Origin of the sequence: Craterilacuibacter sp., assembly GCF_051659485.1 — a bacterium.
In the GTDB taxonomy this organism is placed as follows: Bacteria; Pseudomonadota; Gammaproteobacteria; order Burkholderiales; family Chromobacteriaceae; genus Craterilacuibacter.
This window is the reverse complement of record NZ_JBOFOO010000005.1, coordinates 1-3368: the sequence shown is the minus strand read 5'-3', so window position 1 is coordinate 3368 and position 3368 is coordinate 1. Positions and strand designations below refer to the sequence as shown.

Genomic DNA, 3368 nt, shown 5'->3' with positions numbered 1-3368 from the left:
GATGCCGCGATCCATCACCACCGCAATAGCGCTGGCTACACCGCACAGCAGCGCGGCAACCATGATGTCTCGCATCGAGGCGTTCAGGTCGTCACAGATCTGCTGCGGCTTCTTGCCGGCGATCGCGGCGGCGGTCAGTCCGATAAAGAGGAACAGTCCCCCAATGGCACCGAAGCCCAGATTATTAATCAGGATGGTGGCAATGGCAGCCGGGAACATCACGAAGCAGGCGTAGCCGGCCCAGATCTGGCGGCTGGTGGCGGTGATCTCGCCCTTCTGTTCGCCTTCAGCCAGCTTGGCGCGCATTTCCACATCGGTGTCTGCCGTCAGGCTCTTGCTCGGATCTTTCTTGACCTTGGAGGCATAGTGCATGGTGTAGGCGATGGACATCAGCACGGCGATGGCCAGAATGATGGCGCGGAAGCCGGAACCGGAGAAGATCGGTAGTTGGGCAATCTGCTGACCGACACCGACCGATCCCGGAATGGTCAGGCCGAAAATAAAGCCCATGCAGGGACCAAGCAGGGATACCGCCATCGCGGTCATGCCGTCATAGCCCAGACGGTAGAACAGCGGCAACAGAATGGGCAGGTAGGCCAGCGATAGCTCTGGCACACCGATAAATGCCCCCAGCGCACTGAACAACGCCATCAGGATAGGGATGATCAGCACTTCCTTGTTGCCGACTGCACGTGCGAGTTTCTGCACACCGATGTCAATCAGACCGGCGCGTTTGATCAGTCCCATGCCGGCACCGACCAGAAAGGTCAGGAACACGATGCCGGAGGCGCGGTTCAGACCATCGGGAATCGCGGTCACGATGTCCATGAAGCCGACCGGATGCTGCTCGATCTGCTTATAGGTGCCGGCAACGACGAATTCCTTCACGCCGTGTGCGGTTTCAACCTTCTCGCGGTCGTACTGGCCGGCCGGGACGATATAGGTCAATAGCGCCATCACCATGATGAAGATGGCGAGGACGATGTAGATGTCCGGCATTTTGAAGCCGGATTTCTTGGCGGGTGTAGCAGCACCGGCAATGCCGGTAGCGGGAGAAGAGCTTGGTATTGCCATGATTGCATCTCCAATGAGGTAGTTCCGCAACCGCCGCCTGCTCAGACCGGCGGAGGCTGCCGGATAACAATCGATGTCTATGCCCGGAAAAAAGGGGGAATTACTTCCCCCTTTCCAGACTCGCATCGCTTAGTTCACACCAACCACTGCGGCCAACAGGGCCATGCGGATGGCGACCGAGAAGCCGATGGCCTTGAAGTACAGTTCGTGTTCGGTGGCGTCGATGGCCATATCGAACTCGCCCGGGTTACGCGGCAGCGAGTGGTGCACACCCACGACCTTGCCAGTCTTCTTCTTGATGTTCTCCAGCATCTCGAGCGAGATGTAGTGGTTGGAGAGCTTTTTCATGAAGTCTTCGCGGTTCGGGTCATCCTTCTTGACCGAGCAGCCCGGCAGGTACACCAGGTCGGCGCCGACGTCGGCGAACAGCTCTTCGTGCTGCTTAACATTCAGGTCGAAATGCTCTTCCCAGCGAGCGCCCATGCGGGTCAGTTTCTCGCGGATGATGTCCGGGGTACGCAGTTCACTGGTGCCGGTGTAGACGATGCGGGCACCCATGGCAGCCAGAGCCAGGGCAAAGGATTGGCCGGAGCGGGCACGCGACAGGTCAGGCGAGCTGATCACGACCGTGGCGTTTTCCAGATCGCCGAAGGCGCGGTAGCAAGAGTAGCTATCAAGCAGGCCCTGAGTCGGGTGGGTTACATGGCCGTAACCACCGGAAATGATAGGGCTGCCGTTGCTACCCAGTTGTTCGATCGCACCCAGTGCTTCCTTGTCGTCAGGGTGACGCATCACGATAGCGTCGGCGTACTGACTGGTCACGCGCAGGCTGTCGTACAGGCTTTCGTTCTTGGCCGCCGAGCTATTATGCAGCGGGTCAGCTTCGGTAATCACATTGCCGCCCAGACGGATCATCGCGTCTTCGTGGCTGCAGCGGGTGCGGGTCGATGGCTGGAAAAACAGGGTGTACAGCGCCTTGCCTTGCAGCAGGTTGGTACCGGTGCGCATGAACGGTTCCAGCATCTCTGCCGACTGGTACAGCGCGAGGATCTGTTCGCGGCTGAAGTCGTCGAGGAAGGTGATGTTCTTGCCCTTCATGCCGGTCGCGGCCAGGGTTTCGCGGATGTCTTTAGCCTTGAATTCTTTGGTCAGTGCCATGATGCTTTCCTTTAATCAATAAGTATTTGTCTACAAATCGGGAAAAACTTTGCCGCTCAGATCTCGACGTCACGGTTGCAATCTTTGGAGTAGATGTAGGTCAGCGGGCCGCGGCCGGTCGCATACACGGCCTGCTTGGTAAACGGACCGAACCACATAAAGTCTTCCGCCTTAACGTGGATCCAGTCCTCGCCCATCATGTACAGGCCTTCGCCTTCGTACAGGTAGGCGCCGTGTTCCTGGACATGGGTTTCCACAAATGGGTGGCTGCCATCCGGATCGAACGACAGGATGTGCATATTCATGTCGAAGGCTTCGTTGACCGGCAGCAGGTCCTTGAGGTGGACGTTGCTCATGCCGTCGTAGTCGACCCACTCGATATCATTCGAATTGCCGAACACATTGCTCGGCTGACGGCCGTCCGGATGTGCAACGTAGCGCTGCTTGTACAAGAGGATGCGGCATTCCTTGCCGTTGACGTTCTCGAACTCGATACCGGTACCGGCAGTGGCGTAAGCGTAGCCGCCCTGACCGTAAACCTTGCTCTCGCCACCGACAGTGATCTTCAGTTCGCCTTCGCCATCGAGGATGTAGATGAAGCTTTCTTCATGCGCCTTGCTGCCATAGGTCAGCGTGGTTTTACCTTCGGCGCCGACGGTGCCGATGAACTGGATGAAGCTGGCGCCCATTTTCGGGGTCGCAAGGATGGTCAGTTTGCAATCGGCAAAACCCGGCATGCAGTTGATGACGCGGCCTTCGGGAGCGATAACCGCCCATTCACCATGTTTCACCACGGAGCGGTTCTTCAGCAGACCAACTGGATAAGGCATGAGTATCTCCAATTTCGGTTAATTTCAACTAAAAATAGCTAAGTTCTTTTTACTTTCAGCTATTTCGGTTTCGTCTCTGAAAGTGAAGCCAGTCTAACCCCCTATTCCGCCTTCACCACTGTCCCGCAGCGACAAGCCGTTGTCCCTGCACGCCACCTGCGCCAACATCCGGATGTGGCCAACGCGGACATAAAAAAACCGCCCACAAAGGGCGGCAACGGAGGAGAACAAAACAGAAAACTTCAGGCACGCTCAAGCCGCAGCCACTCCTGCGGCGTCGTACCTATCGCGCGCAATACATGAGCC

3 protein-coding genes are annotated in these 3368 nt (G+C 57.5%); all 3 read right to left on the bottom strand.

The window, feature by feature from the left end:
• Nucleotides 1-1074, bottom strand: a 1074-nt coding sequence (locus tag ACRC1E_RS00130; protein ID WP_438513079.1) for a hypothetical protein, incomplete at its 3' end; no start/stop codon positions are given.
• A 129-nt stretch (nucleotides 1075-1203) separates the two neighbouring features.
• Nucleotides 1204-2232 carry an aspartate/ornithine carbamoyltransferase family protein gene (locus ACRC1E_RS00125; RefSeq protein ID WP_438513078.1) on the bottom strand — a complete coding sequence of 343 codons (1029 nt, stop codon included), beginning with the start codon at nucleotides 2230-2232 and terminating at the stop codon, nucleotides 1204-1206.
• Between the two features lie 56 nt (nucleotides 2233-2288).
• Nucleotides 2289-3062: a (S)-ureidoglycine aminohydrolase gene (gene allE / locus ACRC1E_RS00120; protein ID WP_438513077.1), complete on the bottom strand. Its 774-nt coding sequence runs from the start codon at nucleotides 3060-3062 to the stop codon at nucleotides 2289-2291.
• Nucleotides 3063-3368 lie beyond the last annotated feature (306 nt).

Coding starts and splice junctions, on each gene's coding strand:
- ACRC1E_RS00125 (WP_438513078.1), bottom strand. CDS start 2,232: ATGGCACTGACCAAAGAATTCAAGGCTAAAGACATCCGCGAAACCCTG.
- allE (WP_438513077.1), bottom strand. CDS start 3,062: ATGCCTTATCCAGTTGGTCTGCTGAAGAACCGCTCCGTGGTGAAACAT.